The organism is Paenibacillus xerothermodurans (assembly GCF_002220865.2).
GTDB lineage: Bacteria > Bacillota > Bacilli > Paenibacillales > NBRC-103111 > Paenibacillus_S > Paenibacillus_S xerothermodurans.
The window spans coordinates 620,568-645,151 of the sequence record NZ_NHRJ02000002.1 but is presented as its reverse complement, the minus strand read 5'-3'; the positions used below and the strand labels follow the sequence as shown (position 1 = coordinate 645,151).

The window sequence follows — 24,584 nt, the reverse complement described above, 5'->3', positions numbered from 1 at the left end:
GCAACTGAACTGGGTCGTTCAACGTGCACGTTAGCTGCCTTTTTTCCTAATCTGCGGGAGCTCATTGCTGCAAGATGTCTTCGATCGATTGCAGCACGTCGGCCGACAGCTCGATGCCGGATGCGGCACAGTTCTCGATCACTTGTTCCGGCCGGCTCGCACCCACAAGCGCGCTCGAGACGTTAGGCTGTCTGAGGGTCCAAGCTAATGCCAGCTGCGACACTTTCATGCCCAGCTCATCGGCAATACCGGCTAATTTCTCGACTTTGTCCAATTGGTCTGCCGTTAATTTGTCTTCGCCCCAATTTTTGCTCGCAGCGCGGCTTTCTGCCGGCACTCCGGCTCCTTTGCGGTATTTTCCGGTGAGGATACCCTGCGCAAGCGGCGAGAACACGACTTGGCTGATCCCCTTGGCTTCTCCTGTCGGAATGATTTCTTTTTCTATGTAACGGTTAAACATGTTGTATACCGGCTGATTCACGATGATGCGGTCCAACAAGTATTTATCGGCTATCGCGAGCGCTTCCACCATCTGAGCCGCCGTCCATTCGCTCACGCCGACATACAATACTTTGCCCTGCGTGACGAGATCATCCAGCGCGCGCAGTGTTTCTTCCAAAGGCGTTTCAGGATCGAAACGGTGGCAATAGTAAAGATCTACATAGTCGACTCCGAGACGCTGCAAGCTGGCGTTACACTGCTCTATCACGTGCTTGCGCGAGAGCCCGCGGTCGTTCGGTCCTTCGCCCATTGCCCCGAACACTTTGGTCGCCAGCACATATGATTCTCTCGGATAAGCTTGAAGTACCTTGCCCATCACTTTCTCGGCTTCGCCCCGCTCGTACACATTGGCGGTATCGAAAAAGTTCACGCCTAGATCATAAGCTTGCTCGATTGATTTTACCGACCTGTCGTTGTCAACGTATCCGCCGTAAGTCATCCAGCTGCCTAAGCTAATCTCACTTACTCGTAGCCCGCTGTTGCCAAGTTTGCGATACTTCACAGGATACCCTCCAATATACTTGATAGATGTGACGTAGTGCCATTATAGAGAACCGGCAGGTATTTGTTAAGTACTGAAAATTACTTGCCTTACTATCTCACCGGTTCTATCCTTACGCCGGGGTAACTTAATTAACTGATCGTCACTCCTTATATTTTCCATCATTTTTCTATAGAATGGAGACGGTGTGAGACCCAAAGGAGGGAAATGCTGATGCGGTATCGTACGTTGGGGAAAACAGGCATACAGGTATCCAGCTTATGCTTTGGCACGATGTCATTCGGGGGCAATGCAGACGAAGCGGAGTCAATCGCCATGTTCCGACGATGCAGAGAGGCGGGTATTAACTTTTTTGACTGTGCTGATGTTTACAGCAAAGGTCGTGCGGAGGAGCTCCTCGGGCGGTGTATAGCTGATTGCCGGGATGAAATCGTTCTCACGTCGAAAGTGTGCATGCCGATGGGTAAGGATGTCAATGCCCGCGGGGCATCACGCAGGCATATTATGCTCTCTGTCGAACGAAGCCTGAAGCGGCTTGGGACGGACAGGCTGGATTTGTACTTCATCCACCATTTTGATGCCGACACGGCGATAGAAGAAACGCTGCGGGCATTGGACGACCTGCAGCGCCAGGGCAAAATCCTGTATCCTGCAGTCAGTAACTGGGCAGCGTGGCAAATCGCTAAAGCGCTCGGCGTATCGGACAAAGCCGGGCTGGCCCGCTTTGAATGCATTCAGCCGATGTACAATCTCGTCAAACGACAGGCGGAAGTAGAAATTCTGCCGCTTGCGCAATCGGAACAGGTCGGAGTTATTGCGTACAGCCCGCTCGGCGGGGGTCTTTTGACCGGTAAGTATGGCAAACAGAAGAGGCCTGCCCAAGGTCGTCTGGTGGATCAGGAACTGTACGGTAAGCGATACGCAGAGCACATGTACTATGAGGTAGCGGAACGTTTCGCGGAGTATGCGGCGCTGCGGGAGCTGCACCCGGCAACTCTGGCGGTTGCCTGGGTAATGTCTCATCCGGGCGTTACCGCTCCGATTATCGGAGCTCGCAGCATAGAACAATTGGAGCCCTCTCTGGCGGCACTGGAGATTGAGATGTCACCGGACTGGCGCAAGGAGATCGACGCCTTAACGATCGCCCCGCCGCCCGCGACGGACCGGAGTGAGGAAAAATAAGTGTTCCGGGAGGAGAAGTACAATGGAAAAACGAAGGATGGGACGTATCGGCTACAACAGCTCGGTTGTGATGTTTGGCGCGGCCAGTCTTGGACAGGTGACTCAAGAGGAGGCCGATGCTTCCATAGCACATGCTCTCAAGCATGGAGTCAATCATTTCGACACTGCGGCTAGCTACGGCGATGCGGAACTGAGAATGGGGCCTTGGATGCCGCGCATGCGGGATGACATCTTTCTCGCGACCAAAACGGGCGAGCGCACCAAAGACAAAGCCAAGGCAGAGATTTACCGCTCGCTGGAGCGACTTCAGGTCGACGGCATCGACCTCCTGCAGCTGCATGCCGTCGGTACGATCGAGGAATTGGATAAATGCACGGCCAAGGGAGGATCGCTGGAAGCGGCATTAGAGGCGAAAGAAGAAGGGATCGTGAAACACATAGGTATTACCGGCCACGGCCACCAAGCACCATCGACACATTTGGAAGCGCTTGGCCGCTTTGATTTCGACACCGTGCTGCTCCCGCTCAACTACCGGCTGTACTCGCTGCCGGAGTACCGTGATCCGTTTGACCGGCTTCTTGAGGAGACCGGAAAGCGCGACGTCGCCCTGCGAGTGATCAAGGCGATCGCCAAAGGACCGTGGCCGGCGGATGCACAGCGCCCATACTCCACCTGGTATGAGCCCTTTGATAATCAGGCAATCATCGACGCATGCGTCCATTTCGTCATGTCTTTCCCGGGTGTGTCAGGATTCGCTACCGCCGGCGACGTACACTTATTCCCCAAAATCGTGGATGCGGCGCAGCGGTTCGGCTCGATGAGCGACGATGATGCCCATCGCATTTTGAGCGGAATTATTGGATACGAGTCTCCTTTTGGAGCACCGACATCTATAGCCTGATGAGAAAATGGATCAGGATAAGCGGATACCCGATTGTGGTAGCCGCTTTTTTTGCCATACTGTGCACATTATTTTTCATTCTTTCCTTATGATCTCCTATACTTCCACAAACCAAATCCCCGCAACACAGCCGCCGCGCCATTTTTTAACGTGTACTCACTGCAATTCAAAGTAGATTTACCGACACGCTAGCCATATGTAGGTCTAAGGTTTGATACTTATTATGCCACATCTAGTTCTTAAGTTGCTTTTTGTCACACTATGACTGGGTCTACTGTCTTAAATCCAACAGGGTGATCGTAAATTGTTATATGCAACACTGTAAATCGTTAATCACCTGTTATAAAATGAGGTAGACTGACCAATGCTGAACATCAGTAACAATGCACTCTGATTTGGCGGTCGTGCGATACGACTATTTTGAAGAGAAGGTAGGTCGTTGTCATTGAAATACATACAAGTTCAAAAATCAGGCCCGCTGCACGGGACTGTTTCGATACAAGGCTCTAAAAACAGCTCACTTGCCCTGCTGGCCGCTTGTTGTTTGGCTGATGCTGTGGTAACGCTGGAAGGCATTCCGGACATCTATGACTTTCGTGTCATTCGGCAAATAGGCAAAGATATCGGCTTGCATCTGGACCGCTTGCCGTCGGGAGACGTGGTATTGGATCCCCGCTTCCTGCACAGCACGATTATCGATCCTGGCAAAGCTTCCTCTTACAGGGCGTCCTACTATTTCGTCGGAGCGCTGCTGGCGAAGTTCGGCAAGGTCACCGTAGGTTTTCCCGGCGGAGATGATTTTGTGTCACGGCCGATCGATCAGCACATTAAAGCGTTTCGTCTGCTGGGCGCGGAAGTTACCTTTCACAAGGATTATTATGTGGTGGAAGCGAGAGCGCTGCGCGGCGCAGACATTTATTTCGACACCATTACGTCGGGCGCAACAATCAACGCGATGTTGGCGGCGGTGCGGGCGCAGGGCAAAACTCGTTTGTTCAATGCCGCGTTAGACCCGGAAGTCGTGGATACAGCCAACTTCCTCAACCAGCTAGGTGCCAAGATATCGGGGGCGGGGACGGAACAAATACGTGTCGAGGGCGTGCCTTTCTTGGGCGGTGGCTGCTACACGGTCATACCCGACCGGCTCATCGCCGGCTCGCTCCTCATGGCGGCAGGTATTAACGGGGGGAGCATCACAGTGAACAACGTCATCCCCGAGCATATGAGCTCGTGCACCGCCAAATTGCAGGAGATCGGTCTGGAGATCGAGGTAACCGACCAGAGCGTGACTGCACATTCGACAGGGCGGCTGCGGGCAACACGTGTCAGAACGGGCATGTATCCGGGCTTCGCGACGGATCTGCAGCAGCCTTTAACCGCGCTGCTCACGCAGGCACAGGGCAAGAGCATCGTAACGGAGCGGGTGTATCCGCAGCGATTCAACCACTTGCAACAGTTGAAGCGATTAGGTGCCAATGTGGAGCTTCGGAAAGAGAGTGCGTTTATCAAGGGCGGCGCTCCACTCAGAGGCAGCTGGGTGCATGCGACCGACGTAAGAGCAGGCACGTGTCTGCTGCTGGCCGGGTTGGCTACGGAAGGCATTACCCGCATATCCGGTGTTGAACATATCGAACGAGGCTATGACAACGCGATACAACTGTTCCGCTCACTCGGAGCGAAAGTGTCGTTGCATAGCGAAGCGGACAATGCGTACGACGGCAGCCGGAGCCAGCCGCTGTGAGCGGCTTGCCCGGTTAACCCCGTGCCGGAGGCTCTAATGAAGCGGACGCTGCAAGCTATGGTAAAGTTCTACCGCAAATTTATTTCGCCGCTGAAGCCGCCCACCTGCCGCTTTTATCCCACCTGCTCGCAGTATGCGCTGGATGCTTTGGACATCCATGGTTCGGTGAAGGGCACGTGGCTGACTGTAAAACGTATATGTAAATGTCATCCTTTTCATCCGGGAGGCATCGATCATGTTCCGCCTGCGGGTGACCCGCCTGGGAATGCCGACAAATCCGAGCAGGAGTAGCACATTGTGTCGTGTGCCCAGCCGGTACGGAGGTTGCCGAGCTGTCAGACATCGACAGCCGGGCTGACTTGACATAGAGCGGCAATGTCCGCTATATTTGGCTTAACCCTGAATATGGGATAACCGATGAACGGATGAGTACTTCGCAGGGAGTCACACAGAGAGCCGGCATGCTGAGAACCGGCAGGCTGATAGCGGAGGAAGATGGTCCCGGAGGTTACGACGGTAAGCAGTACGAGCGGCATACATCGATGCCGTTTTAATCAGTAAGCCGTCGTCGTGGTTCCGGCGTTAACGGAAAGTCGCTATATGACTGCTGAGCCCTGTCTTCCGTTTTGTGAGGAACAGGGGAAGTTGGGTGGTACCGCGTGGGCACAAGCTCTCGTCCCAAGATGGACAGGGCTTTTTTTGTTTTCTTTTTGACCGATCCATTTTTCGCATTATGTTAAGGAGGAGCGTTTTACATGCCAGAACAACAAAAATCGTTTTACATCACAACGCCGATTTATTATCCGAGCGACAAGCTGCACATCGGACACGCGTATACGACTGTGGCGGGTGATGCCATGGCCCGCTACAAAAGGCTTCGCGGCTTTAACGTAATGTACTTGACGGGCACTGATGAGCACGGACAGAAAATCGAACGCAAAGCTGAGGAAAAAGGCGTCACACCGCAGCAGTTCGTCGATGACATTGTCGCCGGTATTCAAGATCTGTGGAAGAAACTAGATATCTCCTATGACGATTTTGTCCGCACCACTGAGCCGCGGCACAAGGAATCCGTACAGAAAATTTTCGCCCGGCTAATGGAGCAGGATGATATTTATTTGGGTACCTACGAAGGGTGGTACTGTACCCCCTGCGAATCATTTTTCCTGGAAAACAAGCTGGTTGACGGCAATTGCCCGGACTGCGGACGTCCCGTCGAGCTGATCAAAGAAGAAAGCTACTTCTTCCGCATGAGCAAATACGCAGACCGGCTGCTGCAATATTACGATGAAAACCCGGATTTCATTCAACCGGAATCCCGGAAAAACGAGATGATCAATAACTTTATCAAGCCGGGGCTCGAGGATCTGGCTGTGTCCCGCACGACGTTTGACTGGGGCATCAAGGTGCCGAATGATCCGAAGCACGTTATCTATGTTTGGATTGATGCATTGACCAACTACATCACCGCGCTCGGCTACGGCAGTGGAGATGACAGCAAATACCATACCTATTGGCCTGCGGATGTGCACTTGGTGGGCAAAGAGATCGTGCGGTTCCATACTATTTACTGGCCTATCATGCTGATGGCGCTAGGGCTGCCTCTGCCGAAGAAGGTATTCGGCCACGGCTGGCTGTTAACCAAGGACGGTAAAATGTCGAAATCCAAGGGCAATGTAGTCGACCCGGTTAAGCTGATCGATCGCTACGGACTGGATGCGCTGCGTTACTACCTGCTCCGTGAGGTACCGTTCGGTTCTGATGGAGCGTTCACACCGGAGAGCTTTGTTGAGCGTATTAATTTCGACTTGGCCAACGATCTTGGCAACCTGTTGAGCCGGACCGTTGTGATGATTGACAAATATTTTAACGGCGTCATTCCTGCGTATATCGAGGGAGCCACAGAATTCGACGGCGCGCTGTTGGAGACGATCCGGTCGACGACGGCTAAAGTTGAGGAGGCTATGGAGAGAATGGAGTTCTCCGTTGCGTTAAGCTCGATTTGGCAGATGGTAAGCCGGACGAACAAATATATAGACGAAACCCAGCCATGGTCGCTGGTCAAGGATGAAGCGAAACGTCCGGTGCTCGGCTCGGTGCTATACTGTTTGGCCGAATCTTTGCGGATTACTTCGGTGATGCTGCAGCCGTTCTTGACACAGACACCACAAAAAATGTGGGCGCAGCTTGGCACCGCAGACCCTGCTCTCACGGCATGGGAAACGATCCACCGGTTTGGCTTGCTGCCGAGCGGAACGCGGGTTGAGAAGGGCGAAGTGATGTTCCCTCGTCTCGACTTAGAGAAGGAAGTTGCTGCAATCGTAGCTGCGATGGAGGGTACTGCCCCAGCCGCGCCGCAAAATGAGGCAGCCGGCGAAGGGAAGAAAGCCGCTCCGACCAAGCCGGCAGAGGCAGTGGAAGGCGTGCACGAAATCTCTATCGACGACTTCTTCAAGGTTGAGCTGCGCGTAGCGGAAGTGCTGGCGGCTGAACCGGTGAAAGGCGCCGACAAGCTGCTTAAGCTGCAGCTCGACCTCGGTACGGAGCAGCGTCAGGTTGTGTCCGGCATTGCCAAATTCTACACGCCTGAGCAGCTGCTTGGCCGTAAGGTTATCTGTGTGACAAACCTGAAGCCGGTAAAGCTGCGGGGAGAGCTGTCTCAGGGCATGATTTTGGCAGCGTCCCATGGGGATCAATTGACCTTGGCTACGATTTCTGATGCGCTTCCAAACGGATCCGTGGTAAAATAAGGATGCATTGTTCACGTTAACATGAACTGCATGCAATGATCCCATTTTATCAGGAGGTCTCAGCCATTTATGCAAACCAAAGACGGAATGAATTACGCACCGAAGGGCAAGCCGAATCCGGTGGTCGGTCCGGGTGAATTCGCGTTCGCCGCTATCGCCTTGGATCACGGCCACATTTATGGAATGTGCAACGGACTTATCGAAGCCGGGGCGGAATTAACCGCTGTGTATGATCCCGATCCGGCAAAAGTTAAGGAGTTTATCCAGAAATTCCCACAGGTTAAAGCAGTCTCCTCGGAAGAGGCAATTTTAAACGACCCCTCGATTCGACTTGTCGCCGCTGCGGCAGTACCGTCTGAGCGTTGCGCACTGGGACTTCGTGTTATGGAGCACGGCAAGGATTACTTTACTGATAAGACGCCGCTGGTCTCGCTGGAGCAGTTGGAGCAGGCGAAGGCTAAGGTCGAGGCTACCGGGCGCAAATATATGGTGTATTACAGTGAGCGTCTGCATGTAGAGAGCGCCGTTTTTGCCGGCGATCTCGTTCAGCAGGGTGCCATCGGCCGCGTGGTGCAGGTTATTGGCTTTGGCCCGCACCGGTTAAACGCTCCATCGAGACCTGATTGGTTTTTCAAGCATGAAAATTACGGCGGTATTTTGTGCGACATCGGCAGCCATCAGATCGAGCAGTTCTTGTTCTACACTGGCGCGAAAGACGCACAGGTCGTCAGCAGCAAGGTGGCGAACTACAAGAACAAGAACTACCCTGAGCTCGAGGACTTTGGGGACGCAACTTTGATTGCGGACAACGGTGCGACTAATTATTTCCGTGTCGACTGGCTGACACCTGATGGCCTTGGCACTTGGGGAGACGGCCGGATGACCATTCTAGGGACTGAGGGGTACATCGAGCTGCGCAAATATATCGACATCGCGCGTGATCCGCAGGGCGATCACCTGTATTTGGTCAATGGAGAAGGTGAGCGTCATTACTCGCTGCGCGGGCAAGTAGGTTACCCGTTCTTCGGGCAATTGATTCTCGACTGCATCAACCGTACGGAAAATGCGATGACACAGGCGCATGCGTTTAAGGCCGCTGAATTATGCGTCAGGGCGCAGCTTCAAGCGGTCCGAATCGAATAGAACTGACGTATTCATACGCAGTCACTGACCGGTCAGTTGTTTGGCCGGTTTTTGCTTGGTGCTTAATCGTAATAATTATTAAGAGTTGACAGTGTTCACGGGATGGACGTATAATCTTTTACGGAAGTTATTAATAAAAATAATTACGATTAACAATCGGGGAGCTACTGTAACATGAATGTTATGAGGAAACATAAAACTATATTTGTTTTGGCTTTATTGCTGCTCTGCTGCGCAGTGACCGCAGCCGGCTGCTCTAAGCCCCAAGCGGTGCTCGTGCCAGACAAGGTCAATGTGGTGACCAGCTTTTATCCGCTGTATGATTTCACCAAAAAAATCGGCGGTGATCACGTTAACGTGATCAATTTGGTCCCCACTGGTGTGGAGCCGCACGATTGGACACCGAAGGGCCGGGACATGCAAAATATATCCAGCGCAGAGATGTTCGTTTATTTGGGGGCGGGCTTTGAAGGCTGGGTCGAGGATACGATCCAAAGCTTGCCCAAGGATTCGAACGTTACTGTGGTAGAAGCCAGCAGCGGTGTTGAATTGATTCCAGCCGCGGAGGGAGACGGCCATGATCATGGAGCACCCGCCGCCGGGCATGATGGTAAGGAACACGGCGCTGGTGCGCATGGCGCACATTCCAACAAGGCGGATGCGCATGATGAACACTCTAACGAGGCGAACGCACACGAACACGAGGATCACTCTCCAGAGGCACAACCGAACGATGCACAGGCTCAACACGCGGAGGCGGAAGATGCACATGCTGCCAACGCACAAACTAGCGACGCGCATGCCGGCGATGAACATCAGGCGGATACCGCCGAGGGACACATGGATCCTCATGTATGGCTGAGCCCTATTACAGCCAAGCAGCTTGCGCTTAACATCAAAAACCACCTGGTAAAGGTGGATGCAGCACACCAAGCAGATTATGAGGCGAACTTCGACCGTTTCGCGGCACAGCTCGATGAACTTCACAACAAGTATGAGCAATCGCTCAGCGGGCTGCCAAGGAAAGAAATTGTGGTCACACACCATTCGTTTGGTTACCTGGCCAAAGAATACGGCTTGACACAAAAGCCAATTATGGGCTTGGCACCGGACGCAGAGCCGACCTCGAAGGATTTGATGGAGATCAACGAATTTATTCGGACGAATGGCGTGAAGTACATCTTCTTTGAGGAGCTTGTCTCCGACCGTCTTGCCAAGACATTGGCGAAGGATGCTCAAGTGGAGACACTTGTGCTGAACCCAATCGAGGGTGTAACAGAGGAACAAGAGAAAAACGGCGCAGATTATATCCAGATCATGAATAATAATTTGAATAATTTAATAAAAGCATTACAATAGACATAACAGTACAACCCTTTCAAGAAGGAGCAGCATCTATGGATTCTAATGTGAATGCTATCAACGGATGTCATCAAAGCATCGTCACTATTGATGATGTCTCTTTTTTTTACGAGAACAAAAAGGTAATAGAGCGGCTGAATTTCGACATTTATGAGCGCGACTTCGTCGGATTGATAGGCTCGAACGGAGCCGGCAAAACTACACTGCTCAAGATGATAGTCGGCCTGCTGAAGCCCTCGGCGGGGGAGGTTCGGCTGTTCGAGCAGCCGGCAGGAAGCTTCCGCGACTGGGAACGCATCGGATACGTGCCGCAAAAAAACGCCTTCAATCCGCTGTTTCCCGCCACGGTGCGGGAGGTTGTCCTATCGGGATTATACGGCAAGAAAAAGATGCTCCGCCGGTTAACAAAAGCAGATCACCAAAAATGTGACGACGCACTGTATGCGATGCGGATCGAGGATCTGGCAGACCGCCGCATCGGGCAGCTGTCGGGCGGACAGCAGCAGCGTGTGTTCTTGGCGCGTGCGCTGATCAATAACCCCGAGCTGCTTATACTCGATGAGCCCACGGTGGGCATTGATGCCGAAACCCAGGCAGGATTTTTTAATATGATCAAACACATGCATCAGCACCATCATATTACTTTTATCATGGTATCCCATGACATTGATATGGTACAATCTTATATCGGTCCCGAGCCTGCGCAGAAAAGCGGAGGATTATCATTCTATGTGAAACACACGCATGAGCTGCAGGATTGCAAAGAAACGAATTTGACGCATTCCATGCAGCAGCTGCGGGAGACAGCGGAAATGCTCGGATAACGAAGGCTAGAGATTAGGGGAGAATCGGGTGGATATTTTTTCAGAATATTTTTTTCAACGCGCGTTAATCGGAGGCGTGCTTATCGGGCTGACTGCACCGCTCATGGGTGTGTTTCTCGTATTGCGGAGACTGTCCATGATCGGGGATACGCTGGCGCACGTGTCGATCGCGGGTGTCGCTCTAGGATTTTTGATCAACGTGTATCCCATCGGCATCGGCTTGGTATTTGCGCTGTTGGCGTCCTTTGCCATTGAGAGGCTGCGCAAGGCCTACAAAACATATGCGGAATTATCGATAGCGATCATTATGTCGGGCGGCATTGCCCTGGCAACACTGCTGTTCACACTGGGCAAAGGATTTAACATTAACGTGATGAGCTACTTTTTCGGCAGTATCTATACACTCGACAGCTTCGATCTATGGGTTGTGTTTGGCGTGACAGTGCTTGTCGTTGCAGTCATCGCACTAAATTACAAAGAACTGTTCCTCATGTTTTTCGATGAGGATGCTGCGGGTGTGAGCGGACTGCCGCTGCGGTTTTATAACATTGTTATCACGATGCTTACGGCGTTGGTCATTAGCGTCTCGATTAAAATCGTAGGAGCGCTGCTTGTTTCCTCGCTGCTCACGATTCCGGTGGCCTGCAGCTTGCTGGTAGCTAGAAGCTTCCGGCATTCGCTGTTTTGGGCGGTGCTTTTTTCTGAAGCGGCTGTCGTCACTGGCTTGTTTGCCGCAGGCGTGTGGGACCTGGCTCCGGGTGCAACGATCGTATTGGTGCTGATCGGTCTATTGATCGTCAGTATGTTTGCTAAAAGGGGATTGCGGCTGTAAGCGGCCGTGACACACAATATTCAGATTCGAAACAATACTGTGTGTGCCAGTTCGCTATAATAAAGGGTACAAGGCTTAATTCGTTGGACGTAGGAGGCTCTTTATCGTGGAAATTAATTTGTGGATTGCGCTATGGGCCGGCATCGCTTCATTCATATCACCCTGCTGTCTTCCGTTGTACCCTTCCTATTTGTCGTACATTACCGGCATCTCCGTAAGTAAGCTGCAAGACACTGACGCGGGATCAGGTGTGCGCAGCAGAACTGTGTTACACACGTTGTTTTTTACTATCGGCTTTTCCATTATCTTTTACAGCTTGGGTTGGGGAGCCAGCTTTGTCTCCAACCTCTTTGTCGATTACAGAGATTTGCTGCGGCAGGTTGCGGCATTGTTAATTTTAGCGATGGGTCTGTTCCTGCTTGGCATATTTCAACCGCAGTGGCTGCTCAAAGAGCGGAAGCTGCAGTGGAAATGGAAGCCGGCCGGCTATCTCGGCTCGGCATTAATAGGCATGGGGTTCGCGGCGGGTTGGTCTCCCTGCGTGGGGCCGATTTTATCCGCGATTCTTGCGTTGGCGGCGACGGATCCGGACTCATGGATGCCGCTTATCACAGCTTACTCGCTTGGATTCGCAATACCATTTCTCGTCCTATCGTTTTTCATCGGTACGACGAAATGGATCCTGCGCTATTCAGCGCAGATAATGAAGGTCGGCGGGGCGTTAATGATCGTGATGGCGGTCCTGCTGTACACAAATCAAATGACACGAATCACGATGTGGCTGAACGGGATGACTCCGGAATGGTTGAAATTTTAAGCAACCACGCGCAGGGGCCGCTGGGCGGCGTTCGCGTTACTTTCTACTATCTCAGTTCCAGTATGGCCGATCAGCCTGTCAGGTCGTCTACGCATCGTCGCCTTGGTGAGCCGTTACCTAACCACACAAGGGATATGCTTGCGGCACGCCGTCGAGCATATCCCTTTGTTTTTACGTGAAATAATCAATATTGGCTTTCGGGAATTTTTCAAATATTTGCTCCGTGATGAACTCGCGCAGTGCGGTCGCCTGCTCATCAGGATACACATATTTGCCCTGACCCCAACGGCCCCATTTATATTTGCGCTTCGTCTCATCCAGCTCCAATTTGGTTTTGGGGTAACGCTGCTGGATCACCCGCTTTGCCGTTTTGGTGAACCGGTGCTGGATTAGCTCGAATGTCAGGTCGTCCGCGGCTTCCTCGGGCACGGCTTCTTTTAATTTCGCCAGAAGCTCACGATACCCATCCTGCCAGCCCTCGTGCCAAATGATCGGGGCGATGATAAATCCTAGCGGATAGCCCGCGCGTGCGACCTTTCCCGCCGCGCTTATGCGTTCCTGGAAATTGGATGTCCCGGGCTCGAAGTTCTTGATTACATAGTCCGCATTGACACTGAACCGAAAGCGGGTGTGTTTGTTGTGCCGGACGTCGAGCAGCGGCTCGACATGGTGGAATTTGGTTACAAACCGAAGCCTTCCCAGCGGCTGGTCAGCCATAAATTCTATGAGCTCTTTAAGCGACCCGCTAATATGCTCCAGCCCTACCGGATCGGACGTGCAGGCTGCTTCAAAACGGGTAATTTCCGGTGCCCGCTCTTCGATATATTGCTTCGCTGCGCTCAGGATATCGTCGGTATTCACGTAAACACGTATATAGGGTTTGGCGCCCAGAGTGGTTTGCAAATAGCAGTAATGGCAGTGAGCCATACAGCCGGTTGCGATAGGGATGGCATATTCGGCGGACGGCTTCGATGTGTCAAATTTCAAAGTTTTGCGTATACCTACTACCAGCGTGCGTTTGGCAATCCGGTATTTCGCCAGGTCGGTGTCGCCCGGCAGATCGGTAATCCGGTTGTGCGACGTCGTCATGTGAATCGGCAGGCCCTCGGCCTTGGCCCACTCGAGAATTTTTTGCCCTTTCGGATAATTCAGAGCGTCCGGCTCGAAATACACCAGCTCAGGGACGAATACCTGCGTTTGGCGCATGGGAGGCAGGAGTACTTCAGTCGACATCGGCGGACCTCCTTGTTTTTTATGTGACAGCGGGTGCACCGCGGCCAGCCAATAGCGTTCTACGGGTGTGCGGCTGCGAACAGCGGGTAAGCTTGCTTCCCGTGTAAATGCTGTGTTATAGTAATAGGCGCTTATAATAAGGTTATTTTCGCTGGAATACATACATTTTAGTCATGGAAAAAGGTTGTGTGCCGCCATGGCCTATGCAGTTTGATGATTTATGGGAGGAAAGCACAATGGCTACCCCAAGCATGGAGGATTATCTGGAAAGGATCTACAAGCTCATTGACGAAAAAGGCTACGCACGCGTATCCGACATCGCTGAGGGACTTGAGGTGCACCCCTCTTCCGTCACCAAGATGATCCAAAAATTGGACAAGGACAACTATCTGGTATACGAAAAGTATCGCGGTCTCATACTGACATCCAAAGGACAAAAAATGGGTAAAAGGTTGGTCGATCGCCATAAGCTGCTGGAGCAATTTCTGACTTTAATCGGGGTGTCCGAAGATACCATTTATAAAGATGTGGAAGGTATAGAGCACCATCTGAGCGAAGAATCTATCGCCTGCATTGAAACACTAATTGAGTTTTTCGAACGCGATCCGGAGCGATCGCAAGCCCTGATGAGACTGAAAAAAGAATTGGATGAATCCTGATTTATAAAATCAACGCAATCAAGCATTCCATCTGTGCGGATGGGTGCTTTTTTTGTTGCCCTGCGAAAACCGACATACGGCCAAGCCTGCTCCGCATATAGTGCTGTAAGCTATACGGCTCATGCCACTTCTAGCTGGGGGAAGGGATGATGGTGAAAATTAATGCGGTGTTCGAGGGCGGAGGGGTGAAGGGCATTGCACTGGCGGGAGCCGTGCTAGCAGTAGAACAGCGAGGCTTGCAGTTTCATCAGGTGGCAGGCACGTCATCAGGCGCCATTGTGGCATCATTGGTTGCGGCAGGCTACAGAGCTGGGGAAATTCGCTCGGTAATCGAGCAAACCCCGTTCAGAGCCTTTCTTAAGCGCTCCAAGCTGTTTGACACGAAGCTGCTCGGGCCTCTGACTCGTTTGCTGCTGAAAAAAGGACTATATTCCGGGGAAGCGTTGGAGAGCTGGATTTATGCACTTCTAGCGTGTAAAGGGATTCGCACGTTCGGTGATTTGGCGCCCGGGCAGCTGCGCATCATCGCCTCGGACATTTCGCATCGCAAGCTTCTTGTTCTGCCGGATGACATTGAGCAATATGGCGTGGACCCAAAGAAATTCGTCATTGCCAAAGCGGTGCGGATGAGTACGAGCATACCGTATTTTTTCGACCCTGTCATCATCCGAAAAGGGCCCGCGATGCGTAAGGTCGGCGAGTCCTTCGCAGAGCAGTTCGTCTACATCGTAGATGGTGGGCTGCTGAGCAACTTTCCGCTGTGGCTGTTTGATCACGCCTCGGCTCCGGCACTGGATTCAATGATTCCCACGATAGGCTTCCAATTGGTGGGCCGCGGCGCCAACCAACCGAATAAAATTGCGGGGCCGGTAACGATGATGAAGGCGCTGTTCTCCACGATGATGGACGCTCACGACGAACGTTATATCGAGGATGTGAACCGATTTCGAACTGTTAAAATTCCGACATTAGGGGTGACTACCACCCAGTTCGATATAACCGCCGAGCGGAGTCGGGAGCTGTATCAATCTGGTTACCGGGCAGCAGAACATTTTTTTACTAACTGGAAGCGAGCGGACTATAAACAAGGATATGTGCAGCATGTGCTCGCCAATGCAAGAACGCCAAAAGCATGAAAAAAACGGCGATCATATCGCCGTTTCAATGATACTTCGGGGGCTCATCCGAGCCGTCCTTGTTTCCGTCTATCACGCGAAATGAAGCATTTTTGCTCCTGCGCGGCCTCGCGCTGCCTGACGTGCGTCGATTCCTTTTGCCCCACGTGTTGGGAGGGAATTTGTACAGTAAAAAGATCACTCCAAACACCACGATTGGCACAATGAGCTTCGCCGCCTGGGCCGCCACCCCGATGAGCGCCAGTCCCAAAATGATATACACTGCAAGCGGATAACGTCGTTTCATCGAGGATTCCTCCCAAGTTCCATCTGTATACCTGTGCTCGTCACTGCAGTGCGCTCAAACACTTGTTGATCCAGCGCCCTCATACGGTTGAAGGAAGCGATAGAAACTTCCACTTGAGAATCATCGGGCTCTTTGGTGGTCAGCAGCTGCAGCCATAGCCCCGGGTAGCCCAAGACACGCAAAACGGGAACGTCGCGGAGACTGTTGGTGAAACGGAGCACCTCATAGGATACGCCGATGACCAGAGGCAGAAGTACGATCCGCTGCACGATACGCTCGATAAACGAATTGTATTCAAAGAATGAATAGATCACCACGCCGACAAGCACGGTAAACACGATAAAGCTGCTGCCGCAGCGATAATGCAGCGTGCTGAACTTCTGCACATTTTCTACGGTTAGCTCGACGCCTGCTTCGTACGCACTGATGACTTTATGCTCTGCGCCGTGATATTGGAACAGTCTACGGATCATTGGCGTTAAAGAAATAAAATAAATGTATGCAATCAACAGAATAATTTTAATTAGACCCTCCAGCAGATTATGGCCGATTTGACTGACAAAAAGGCGGCCGAACAAGACCTCCTCTATGATAGTCGGTACCAGAGTAAACACGAACTTACCGAATAAAAATGATAAAATTCCGACTACCGCCACGCCAAGTATCAGCGACAGCCGACCTGTCAGCGATTCCTTCTGTTCCGCTTTCGGCGATTCGGCCTCATCCTCGCCCTCTGCGAACGTCTCGGCGGAAAAATTCAAATGCTGTGCGCCTTTGGCGCTGGCTTCTACAATTCCAACAATGCCGCGGATGAGCGGCACCTTCTTTAAGGCTTTGACCCAACCGACCTCGGTTTTCGGCACTTCGAGGAAGTGGATGGAGTTATCTTTTCGGCGGACGGCCGTGACATGCACGGTTTGCCCCGCGAACATTACACCTTCAATCACGGCTTGACCGCCGTATATAGCACATGGCTGTTCATTTTGCGACAACGATTACACCTTCTCTTATAAAATGTATATGTGGATTCCTTATTCTATTGTATAAGATTCAAGCCCGGAAAGCTACCGGTGGGCGGTGAAATAGGTGTGCCAGCGCGAGCGCTGCGCGGCACATGGGTGAGCTGGCCCTAAGTGGCGGTGAACGCTGCGCCGGCATTGTGTGCTGCGGATTCGAAAAGGCGTGGTTTTAGCCTGGCAATAATTGCGCATAATAGCTTGTATCCATCTAGAAAGAATAGACCGATATTCCACGCCCGGACCGCGCGAGTCGACGGTGTCGCCCGCTGTTGCCGGCACACCGCAAGTTCATATAAAAAGAGTTCTCAAACCAAAGAAAGTTATGGTAAAATGTTTTGCATATGCCTTTTTTGGCATGGTTGATTGTGAGGGAAGGGCTGATCTTGTTGCGAATATTGGTTTTAAATGGCCCAAATTTGAACATGTTAGGCGTCCGCGAACCAGGCATTTACGGTTCTTCGTCACTACAGGCGATCGAGGCTGACTTGAACAAATTGGCCGCAGAGCTTGGCGTCGAGCTGGAATGCTACCAATCGAATCATGAGGGAGCACTGATTGATAAGATTCACGCAGCCTTCGGCACCAAGGACGGTATCATTATGAATCCGGGGGCCTTTACTCATTACAGCTATGCCATTCGGGACGCTATCAGTGCAGTGCAGCTGCCAACTATCGAAGTACATATCTCTAATATTCATAAGAGAGAACAATTTCGGCATGTTTCCGTCATCGCGCCTGTCGCTTTAGGGCACATTGCGGGGCTCGGCGCGGAAGGTTATCAACTTGCTCTTCAAGCTATCGTAAGCCACCTCAAGCCGTAGGAGGGAAAGACAATGCAGGAGACACGTTTGGATCGTTTACGCGTCGTGATGGCGGAGCAAGGCTTGACTGCACTGCTGATCACGAACGCTACCAACCGGCAGTATATAACCGGTTTCACGGGCAGCGCCGGCTACGTTCTCATTACCGAGGACGAGGCTTTTCTGCTGACGGATTTCCGGTACATGGCGCAGGCGCCTGCGCAAGCAGCCGGGTTTCAAGTGATCGAGCACGCTCCGAAAGCAATGGAAACCGTGCGTGATCTACTGTTGAAGCACCGTCTGTCCAACGTTGGATTTGAGCAGTTTGATATGAGTTACGGGAGCTACCTGTCCACAGCCGAGGCATTGCAGGGCATCGAACTTATCCCAAGCGGCGGGTTGGTTGAACGTCTGAGAATGGTAAAGGACGATCGTGAGCTCGCGATTATGCAGGAGGCCGCCGACTTGGCAGACCGCACCTTCACGCATATCCTGCCATTTTTGAAACCGGGCGCGGTAGAAAGAGATATCGCATTGGAAATCGAGATTTTCGTTCGCAAGCACGGAGCGGCATCCACTTCGTTTGATACGATAGTAGCCTCCGGCGAACGGTCTGCTCTACCGCACGGCGTCGCAAGTGATCGCGTAATGCAGAACAACGAGTTTGTTAAATTGGATTACGGGGCTTATTATAAAAGCTACTGCTCGGACATCACCCGCACGGTTGTGCTAGGTCAACCGACGGATAAACACAAAGAGATCTACAACATCGTCCTTGAAGCGCAGCAGACGGCCCTCGACCAAATCAAGCCCGGTATGACGGGGCAGCAGGCGGATGCCATAGCTCGCGACGTCATTAAGCGGTATGGGTATTACGAGTATTTCGGTCATGGGCTCGGGCACGGACTCGGCCTCGAGATCCATGAAGCCCCCAGATTGTCCATGCACGGGGATGTGGTTCTGACGCCCGGTATGACGGTGACGGTTGAACCCGGCGTTTATTTGCCGGAATTCGGCGGAGTGCGTATTGAGGATGATATTGTGATCACCGACTCCGGCAACAGGAGATTGACACATTCGAGCAAAGACTTGATTGTGCTTGATTAACATCATATAAATACCAGCAGCGCTTGTGTCGAACAGCATGTCGCTCAAGCCGTCTGCTCAATTTTTTAGGGAGGTTTTTCGCAGTGATTTCAGTTAACGATTTTAAGACAGGTCTGACTATTGAAGTGGATGGCGATCTATTCACCGTGCTAGACTTTCAACACGTGAAGCCGGGCAAAGGGGCCGCATTCGTACGCTCCAAGCTCAAAAACCTCCGTAACGGCAACACCGTAGAGCGCACTTTCCGCGCCGGTGAAAACGTCGGCCGTGCGCATATCGAAAACCGTGAAATGCAGTATTTGTATGCAAGCGGCACGGAGCACACATTCATGGATACCGAAACCTACGACCAAATCAGTTTATCCTCGAAGCAGCTGGAGTGGGAATTGAATTTCCTTAAGGAAAACATGATGATCAATATCATGAGCTACCAAGGTGAGATTCTTGGAATCAACCTTCCGAACAGCATTGAGCTGAAAGTGGTTGAGACCGAGCCGGGAATCAAAGGGAATACTGCGACGGGCGCAACGAAAAACGCGAAACTCGAAACCGGCCTGAACGTTCAGGTGCCACTGTTCATCAACGAGGGTGACATGCTGTTGATCGACACCCGCGACGGCAAATATATTTCCCGTGCGTAAAGCCTGAGATACTTGAGGTGTAGAAAAAAGGATTCACTGCTTTTGGACGAGCACTGCAACCGAACCGGTTGGAGCGGCGTCTGGAGGGGGTGAATCCTTTTTTGCAAGTATAGGGTATTGTGGTAATATATTCCTTGTACCAAAAATTTTAATATAAAGGTGTGGACTGGATTGCCGTCGGCTCTGCGCAAGCAACTGTTGTCTTTAGCAGCATGGATTTCTTTGATCAGTTATTCCTTGTTTATGATGTATTGGCTTTTTATTGGCTTTTCCAGAGAGCACAGGTCGGGATACATGTACAATCTCATCCCTTTCAAAACAATCAACAACTACATAACGGAATATCATCATTACAACTTTCACACGTGGGCCATTAATTTGTTTGGCAATGTTGCTGCGTTCATGCCTTTCGGCTTTCTTGTTCCCCTGCTGTTTCCCCGGTTTGCTAAAGCCAATCGGCTAACAGCACTTTTTTTGCTTGTCTTAGTTCTCATCGAAGCACTCCAATTTGCAGCTCAGGTAGGCAGCTTCGACGTCGACGACATTATTCTGAATATGGTCGGTGTGTGGCTCGGGACAATCCCTCATGTGAAGACGCGACTGAAGAGGAGGCAGGTTAGACCTGAGCAGGGAAGGGGTAATAATACTAAAATACTGTAACCGCTGTCGTTTGTCGGCTGAAAAAATATAGCCCCTCATCGCCGTCACAGATGTAAGATGAGGGAATCAGGCATACAATGAGATTATCGACTAGAGGCGAGGTGAAAGCTCGTGGAAATCATCTTTGTACGTCACGGCGAGGGAGAACATTCGGCACAAATACCTGAGAGCTATCAATTAACGGATCCCGGACTGACGGAACACGGCATACAGGAGGCGAAGCAGTTAACATCGACCCTGCCTCTCTCGGAGACAGATGCCGTGATAGCTAGTCCGACAAGGAGAACGTTGCAGACGGCCCAACTGTGGTGTGCCGGCACGAATGCCGAGAGGTATGTTCACCCTGCGATTGGTCCACGGCAATTTCCTATACGGTATGATTTTACAACGCTTCCTTGTGATACCACTTTTGAGCCGCAGCGGCTGACCAAGCTGTTCGGCGATTTTTTGCTGCCGAATGATGTTCCTGCTTATTTGTGGCTGCAGGGCATTAACACGGTGCCGGCGCTGCTGTTCAACAAATGGGCGGAGCAATTCATTGCATGGTGCAAACGGCTGAACAAGGACAAAGTATATTTGGTCACTCACGACGGCACCATTGCCGCTTACATGGAGTATTTGCAGGGTACGAAGGTTGCCCGCACCGCTCAGTTGAGCCAATCCGGCTGGGTTCCCCTGTCGGTTTAATCGACATTTTCCGCTTCAACCTCACCGGCGCTTGTGCTATAATGAGACATTGTTATGTAAAAGTATCGGTAGGGAGTGAACAGCGTTGTCTCTTAAAGTAATGAAATTCGGCGGGAGTTCCGTTGGTGATCCGGAGCGGATGAAGCGGGTGGCCTCCCGTATCGTGGAGACGCAGCGTGCGGGCGATCAATGTGTAGTGGTCGTGTCGGCGATGGGGGATACCACAGACGATTTGATCGATCTGACCAAACAAATCAGCGACGTGGCACCTCCGGCTCGTGAGATGGATATGCTGCTGACCACCGGGGAGCAAGTTTCTGTGGCTTTGTTGTCGATGGCTATACATAGCTTGGGCCAATCGGTTGTGTCGTACACAGGGTGGCAGGCAGGTATGTATACAGAAGCGGTACATGGCAAGGCGAGAATTACGGATATTCAGCCCAAGCGCATTTTCGATGCGTTGGAGCAGGGGAATGTGGTCATTGTCGCCGGCTTCCAAGGTATGACCGAGGATGGCGAAATTACGACATTGGGACGCGGCGGATCTGATACGACGGCTGTTGCCCTGGCTGCTGCGATTAAGGCTGATGTTTGCGAGATTTTTACTGACGTGGACGGCATTTACTCCACGGATCCTCGTGTGGTGAAATGTGCCCGCAAGCTGCCGGAGATCACCTACGACGAAATGCTTGAACTGGCGAATCTGGGCGCGGCGGTGCTGCATCCGAGAGCCGTAGAATATGCGAAAAATTATAATGTGCTGCTGGTCGTAAGATCCAGCTTTAATCATAACGCCGGTACGAATGTGAAGGAGGAAGCAGCGATGGAGCAAGGGATCGTTGTTCGCGGAATTGCAAGCGATAAGAATGTGGCAAGAATCAGTATCCTCGGGGTGGCAGAAAAACCGGGGCAGCTGGCAAAAGTATTCACCGCGCTGGCGGCAGCGCAGATTGACGTTGACATTATTGTGCAGAGCGGCGTGTTAAACGGCCTGGCTGATTTCTCCTTTACGGTAGCCTTGTCCGACAAGGAAAGAGCCGTGCGCGTGCTCGAAGGTATCCAATCGGAAGTCGGCTTCCGTGAGGTCACCTCGCAAGAAAACCTGGTGAAGGTTTCGATCGTGGGTGCGGGAATGGTGAGCACACCAGGCGTTGCCGCCAAAATGTTCGAAGTCATTTCGGAGTTAGGCTTAAGCATCAACATGGTCAGCACTTCAGAGATCAAAACATCCTGCGTTATCGACAGCGGCCGTCTCAACGAAGTCATTCAGGCGTTGCATACGGCTTACGGCTTGGACACCGATCAGCAGGCATTTGTGGGCGGACCGGCCGAAAGACGTTAATTTTGCCTTGGCGTAACGTGATTTCCATTAACTTGTAATTTATTCGGTCTTATCTGATTTTATCAAAGACAAAAGTGAACAGCTTTAACAAAAATGCGGTAATTCCCGCTGCCATGAGAGGGCCGACGGGAATGCCTCTGAGAAAAATAATACCGAAGATTGATCCAATCACCAGACCCACAATTAATTGTGGGTCTATTTTTAATAGTTCTAACCCTTTCCCATTCATATAAGTGGCGATAGCACCGCCAAGCAGCGCCAATATACCAGGCCATGAAGTGAACACGCTGGTGACATCCTTGACCGAGATTTTTTCGCTCGCAAACGGGACGAGCACCCCCATCGTCAAGAAGAGAAGTCCCAATTCCAGTCCTCTGCGTTCAATGGACGGAAGAAAGCGGTCGAGGCTAATGAGCTTGACAATGAGCAGTACGCAAGCTGCTGTCGTTATGATGTGGGAGCGTCCGATAAGTCCGATAATAATGAGCAGTACGAGTAGTATGTCTCCGTTCATTTGCCAGACCCCTTGTCTCATGGATTTCTTTCTAAGTGTACTGAGGGGGGGCTTGTTTTAGAACCGTTCAAATGAATTGATTGACGGGGATGCGATTAATTTACCGTCCTGCACGATGGGAACCAGACGGATTAAATTCATGCGGGAACAATAAATAATATCCTCAGTGAACCCTAAGCTGCATAACCGCCTTCCGTTCGCGCAATCCAGCAGAGCTTTTGTCATATCGCCCTGCACCTGCCGGAAGGCGTAAAGCATGCTTAGGCCGAAATCGTTAATGTTCAGCTCAACGCCCTCAGCCTGTAGACAATTCTGCAGCTCCTCAACGATCTGCCCCGCGCAGATGCCATCCTCCAGAGAATACACATCCTGTGTACCGGAACATATAATAACGATATTTCGCTTCAATGCGGCAGCTTCCTTGGCGCACGCTTTGCCGTTAAGCAATGAGGCTGCAATGATGGTGCTTGCCTTGAATGCCTTTTGTATGGCCCGAGTGCCGTTCGTGGTGGTCATGATGATGGTTTTTCCGGCAACTTGATCATCCATAAATTCAAACGGCGAGTTACCGAGATCAAATCCCGGGATTTTTTTGCAGCCCCGCTCTCCGCCTAGCAGATAACCAGGCTGTTGAAGCTGTTTCGCCTGCATTACCGTTTCCACAGGGTAGATTGCACTGCACCCGTGCGCCAAAGCCGTCAGCATAGTGCTTGTTGCGCGCAGCACATCAATGACGATGACGGTTTTATTCGCAAGGTTATCCGTGCGCGCCTCATTGACGCTGGGAATTACCATGATGTCCACAAGTTATTACCTCCTAAAACGTTCCCGCAGGAAAATCGATGCCTCACTAAGCCGCCAAGCCATGTTTCGCTAGTTTGACCTCAGCCGCACTCAGTTCAATTCCCGCGAAAAAGGTCGAGTTCGTAACACCGGCCACGCTCCGGCTGTTTGCGCCGTTCACAGCAAAGCCAAGTAGATTGCTCCCCGCTGATCTGCGGCAAAGGGGCAGGGCGTGCTATGCTCAATCAGTCTGCTGCAGCCCCGACAACATCCGAAGCTTCATCGTCAGCCTGCTCCTGCCCGTGCTGGAATCCGAATTGCATGGTGTCCGACCGCAAGCCCCGACGCAGCGCTTCCAGCGAAATCACCTCGTGGGGAGCGATGTTGCCCAGATTGATGTCTGTGCCGAGCATATTCAAGAGATGCACCTGTTGATCTTTGTGCGGAGCCTCCCAGAGCAGCGCATGTTTGCTGGGCACCTGCTGCAGCACTTGCTCGATCGCGTCGTCTTTGCAGTCCCCATTTTCGTCATAGATACCCACACCCTTACCGGACTCCCGTCCTTCGATCGTAATCAGACTCGCGCCCATCTCGGAATCGGTGATCACCGTTTCTATCAAAGCCTCGATCTCGATCGACGATCCCCAGCATTTTTTGCCGTATTCCGTGATCACTGTATAACCTGACTCACAGGCCCTGTCAATCAATTCATTGCGGAGGCTGCGGTCGATTTGAATCGTTCCGTCCGATACTTCAATTCCATTGAAGCCCAAGTATCCGATCATATCAAAGAAAGCGTCTACCTGGCCTTGCTGTATAGCGACCTCGAGGAAGGTGCCGCCGGGGTACACTACAATTTGATGCGATTTCGCCATAGCGATTTTACGTTTCAGCAGATCCGTTTGATACAGAGGGGATGTGCCGAAGCCCATTTTTAACATATCGAGATGATCTCCCGCCGTCTGCAGCAGATCCTCCAGCGCATGGATGCCCAAGCCCTTGTCTATAACCATAGTCTTGCCCAACATTCTTGGTTTGCCTGTGCGTGTGCTTGACGGATCGCTAAGCAGCGGATGCCACTTCAGTTGTGACGTTACCTCCATCTTGTTATCGCCTCGCTGTTTTTTGATTGGATTTCTGTTCATCATATGCAGTTCGAATA

The 24,584-nt window shown here is 51.8% G+C and carries 26 protein-coding genes; 19 read left to right on the top strand and 7 right to left on the bottom strand.

Translation table 11 applies throughout. From position 1 onward, the window contains the following. Positions 1-61: 61 nt before the first annotated feature. Positions 62-1,003: an aldo/keto reductase family protein gene (locus CBW46_RS06740; RefSeq protein WP_089199225.1), complete on the bottom strand. Its 942-nt coding sequence runs from the start codon at positions 1,001-1,003 to the stop codon at positions 62-64. 213 nt (positions 1,004-1,216) lie between these two features. On the opposite strand from CBW46_RS06740, the gene CBW46_RS06735 reads away from it, so the two are divergent. From CBW46_RS06735 to CBW46_RS06690, 11 genes are all read left to right on the top strand, one after another. Further along, a complete protein-coding gene (locus CBW46_RS06735; protein WP_089199224.1) occupies positions 1,217-2,185 on the top strand; it encodes an aldo/keto reductase in 969 nt (322 codons plus the stop codon). Positions 2,186-2,207: 22 nt separating this feature from the next. Continuing rightward, a complete protein-coding gene (locus CBW46_RS06730; RefSeq protein WP_089199223.1) occupies positions 2,208-3,086 on the top strand; it encodes an aldo/keto reductase in 879 nt (292 codons plus the stop codon). Positions 3,087-3,531: 445 nt separating this feature from the next. Continuing rightward, positions 3,532-4,827: a UDP-N-acetylglucosamine 1-carboxyvinyltransferase gene (murA, locus tag CBW46_RS06725; RefSeq protein WP_089199365.1), complete on the top strand. Its 1,296-nt coding sequence runs from the start codon at positions 3,532-3,534 to the stop codon at positions 4,825-4,827. Positions 4,828-4,863: 36 nt separating this feature from the next. After that, positions 4,864-5,118 carry a membrane protein insertion efficiency factor YidD gene (gene yidD / locus CBW46_RS06720; protein WP_089199222.1) on the top strand — a complete coding sequence of 85 codons (255 nt, stop codon included), beginning with the start codon at positions 4,864-4,866 and terminating at the stop codon, positions 5,116-5,118. A gap of 134 nt (positions 5,119-5,252) precedes the next feature. After that, a complete protein-coding gene (locus tag CBW46_RS22030) occupies positions 5,253-5,381 on the top strand; it encodes a hypothetical protein (RefSeq protein ID WP_279386454.1) in 129 nt (42 codons plus the stop codon). Between the two features lie 201 nt (positions 5,382-5,582). Further along, positions 5,583-7,577 carry a methionine--tRNA ligase gene (metG, locus tag CBW46_RS06715; RefSeq protein ID WP_089199221.1) on the top strand — a complete coding sequence of 665 codons (1,995 nt, stop codon included), beginning with the start codon at positions 5,583-5,585 and terminating at the stop codon, positions 7,575-7,577. 69 nt (positions 7,578-7,646) lie between these two features. Next, a complete protein-coding gene (locus CBW46_RS06710) occupies positions 7,647-8,720 on the top strand; it encodes a Gfo/Idh/MocA family protein (RefSeq protein ID WP_089199220.1) in 1,074 nt (357 codons plus the stop codon). 174 nt (positions 8,721-8,894) lie between these two features. Beyond that, entirely contained in the window at positions 8,895-10,079 is a 1,185-nt protein-coding gene (locus CBW46_RS06705; protein ID WP_089199219.1) for a metal ABC transporter solute-binding protein, Zn/Mn family, read from the top strand. A gap of 38 nt (positions 10,080-10,117) precedes the next feature. Then, positions 10,118-10,906: a metal ABC transporter ATP-binding protein gene (locus CBW46_RS06700; RefSeq protein WP_089199218.1), complete on the top strand. Its 789-nt coding sequence runs from the start codon at positions 10,118-10,120 to the stop codon at positions 10,904-10,906. Between the two features lie 28 nt (positions 10,907-10,934). Then, on the top strand, positions 10,935-11,738 hold the full coding sequence (locus CBW46_RS06695) for a metal ABC transporter permease (RefSeq protein WP_089199217.1): 804 nt from the start codon (positions 10,935-10,937) through the stop codon (positions 11,736-11,738). Positions 11,739-11,841: 103 nt separating this feature from the next. Further along, a complete protein-coding gene (locus tag CBW46_RS06690; protein WP_089199216.1) occupies positions 11,842-12,555 on the top strand; it encodes a cytochrome c biogenesis CcdA family protein in 714 nt (237 codons plus the stop codon). 171 nt (positions 12,556-12,726) lie between these two features. Here CBW46_RS06690 and splB read toward each other — a convergent pair whose 3' ends face one another. Continuing rightward, positions 12,727-13,788, bottom strand: coding sequence for a spore photoproduct lyase (splB, locus tag CBW46_RS06685; RefSeq protein ID WP_089199215.1), 1,062 nt, complete (start codon positions 13,786-13,788; stop codon positions 12,727-12,729). A 236-nt stretch (positions 13,789-14,024) separates the two neighbouring features. Here splB and mntR point away from each other — a divergent pair, with 236 nt between their 5' ends. Then, positions 14,025-14,447, top strand: a complete 423-nt coding sequence (gene mntR / locus CBW46_RS06680; protein ID WP_089199214.1) for a transcriptional regulator MntR — start codon at positions 14,025-14,027, stop codon at positions 14,445-14,447. 152 nt (positions 14,448-14,599) lie between these two features. Continuing rightward, on the top strand, positions 14,600-15,583 hold the full coding sequence (locus CBW46_RS06675) for a patatin-like phospholipase family protein (protein ID WP_089199364.1): 984 nt from the start codon (positions 14,600-14,602) through the stop codon (positions 15,581-15,583). Positions 15,584-15,608: 25 nt separating this feature from the next. Here CBW46_RS06675 and CBW46_RS06670 read toward each other — a convergent pair whose 3' ends face one another. Continuing rightward, entirely contained in the window at positions 15,609-15,869 is a 261-nt protein-coding gene (locus CBW46_RS06670) for a hypothetical protein (protein ID WP_243633188.1), read from the bottom strand. After that, positions 15,866-16,801, bottom strand: coding sequence for a DUF1385 domain-containing protein (locus CBW46_RS06665; protein ID WP_424446079.1), 936 nt, complete (start codon positions 16,799-16,801; stop codon positions 15,866-15,868). Before CBW46_RS06665 ends, CBW46_RS06670 begins: the two co-directional genes overlap by 4 nt. Before the next feature lie 470 nt (positions 16,802-17,271). Between CBW46_RS06665 and aroQ the strand changes: the two genes are divergently transcribed. From aroQ to CBW46_RS06635, 6 genes are all read left to right on the top strand, one after another. After that, positions 17,272-17,709, top strand: coding sequence for a type II 3-dehydroquinate dehydratase (aroQ, locus tag CBW46_RS06660; RefSeq protein ID WP_089199362.1), 438 nt, complete (start codon positions 17,272-17,274; stop codon positions 17,707-17,709). A 12-nt stretch (positions 17,710-17,721) separates the two neighbouring features. Then, a complete protein-coding gene (locus CBW46_RS06655; RefSeq protein ID WP_089199212.1) occupies positions 17,722-18,795 on the top strand; it encodes a M24 family metallopeptidase in 1,074 nt (357 codons plus the stop codon). Between the two features lie 83 nt (positions 18,796-18,878). Further along, on the top strand, positions 18,879-19,436 hold the full coding sequence (gene efp / locus CBW46_RS06650) for an elongation factor P (RefSeq protein WP_089199211.1): 558 nt from the start codon (positions 18,879-18,881) through the stop codon (positions 19,434-19,436). Between the two features lie 171 nt (positions 19,437-19,607). Beyond that, positions 19,608-20,096: a VanZ family protein gene (locus tag CBW46_RS06645; RefSeq protein ID WP_089199210.1), complete on the top strand. Its 489-nt coding sequence runs from the start codon at positions 19,608-19,610 to the stop codon at positions 20,094-20,096. 111 nt (positions 20,097-20,207) lie between these two features. Continuing rightward, a complete protein-coding gene (locus tag CBW46_RS06640; protein WP_089199209.1) occupies positions 20,208-20,783 on the top strand; it encodes a histidine phosphatase family protein in 576 nt (191 codons plus the stop codon). Positions 20,784-20,868: 85 nt separating this feature from the next. Further along, entirely contained in the window at positions 20,869-22,125 is a 1,257-nt protein-coding gene (locus CBW46_RS06635; protein ID WP_089199208.1) for an aspartate kinase, read from the top strand. A 49-nt stretch (positions 22,126-22,174) separates the two neighbouring features. On the opposite strand, the gene CBW46_RS06630 is transcribed toward CBW46_RS06635, so the two are convergent. The 3 genes from CBW46_RS06630 to comA all read right to left on the bottom strand — a co-directional run bounded on the left by CBW46_RS06630 (position 22,175) and on the right by comA (position 24,525). Beyond that, positions 22,175-22,639 carry a DUF441 domain-containing protein gene (locus CBW46_RS06630; RefSeq protein ID WP_089199207.1) on the bottom strand — a complete coding sequence of 155 codons (465 nt, stop codon included), beginning with the start codon at positions 22,637-22,639 and terminating at the stop codon, positions 22,175-22,177. 57 nt (positions 22,640-22,696) lie between these two features. Further along, positions 22,697-23,434 carry a 2-phosphosulfolactate phosphatase gene (locus CBW46_RS06625; RefSeq protein WP_341538174.1) on the bottom strand — a complete coding sequence of 246 codons (738 nt, stop codon included), beginning with the start codon at positions 23,432-23,434 and terminating at the stop codon, positions 22,697-22,699. 233 nt (positions 23,435-23,667) lie between these two features. Further along, a complete protein-coding gene (comA, locus tag CBW46_RS06620; RefSeq protein ID WP_089199361.1) occupies positions 23,668-24,525 on the bottom strand; it encodes a phosphosulfolactate synthase in 858 nt (285 codons plus the stop codon). Positions 24,526-24,584: the final 59 nt, after the last annotated feature.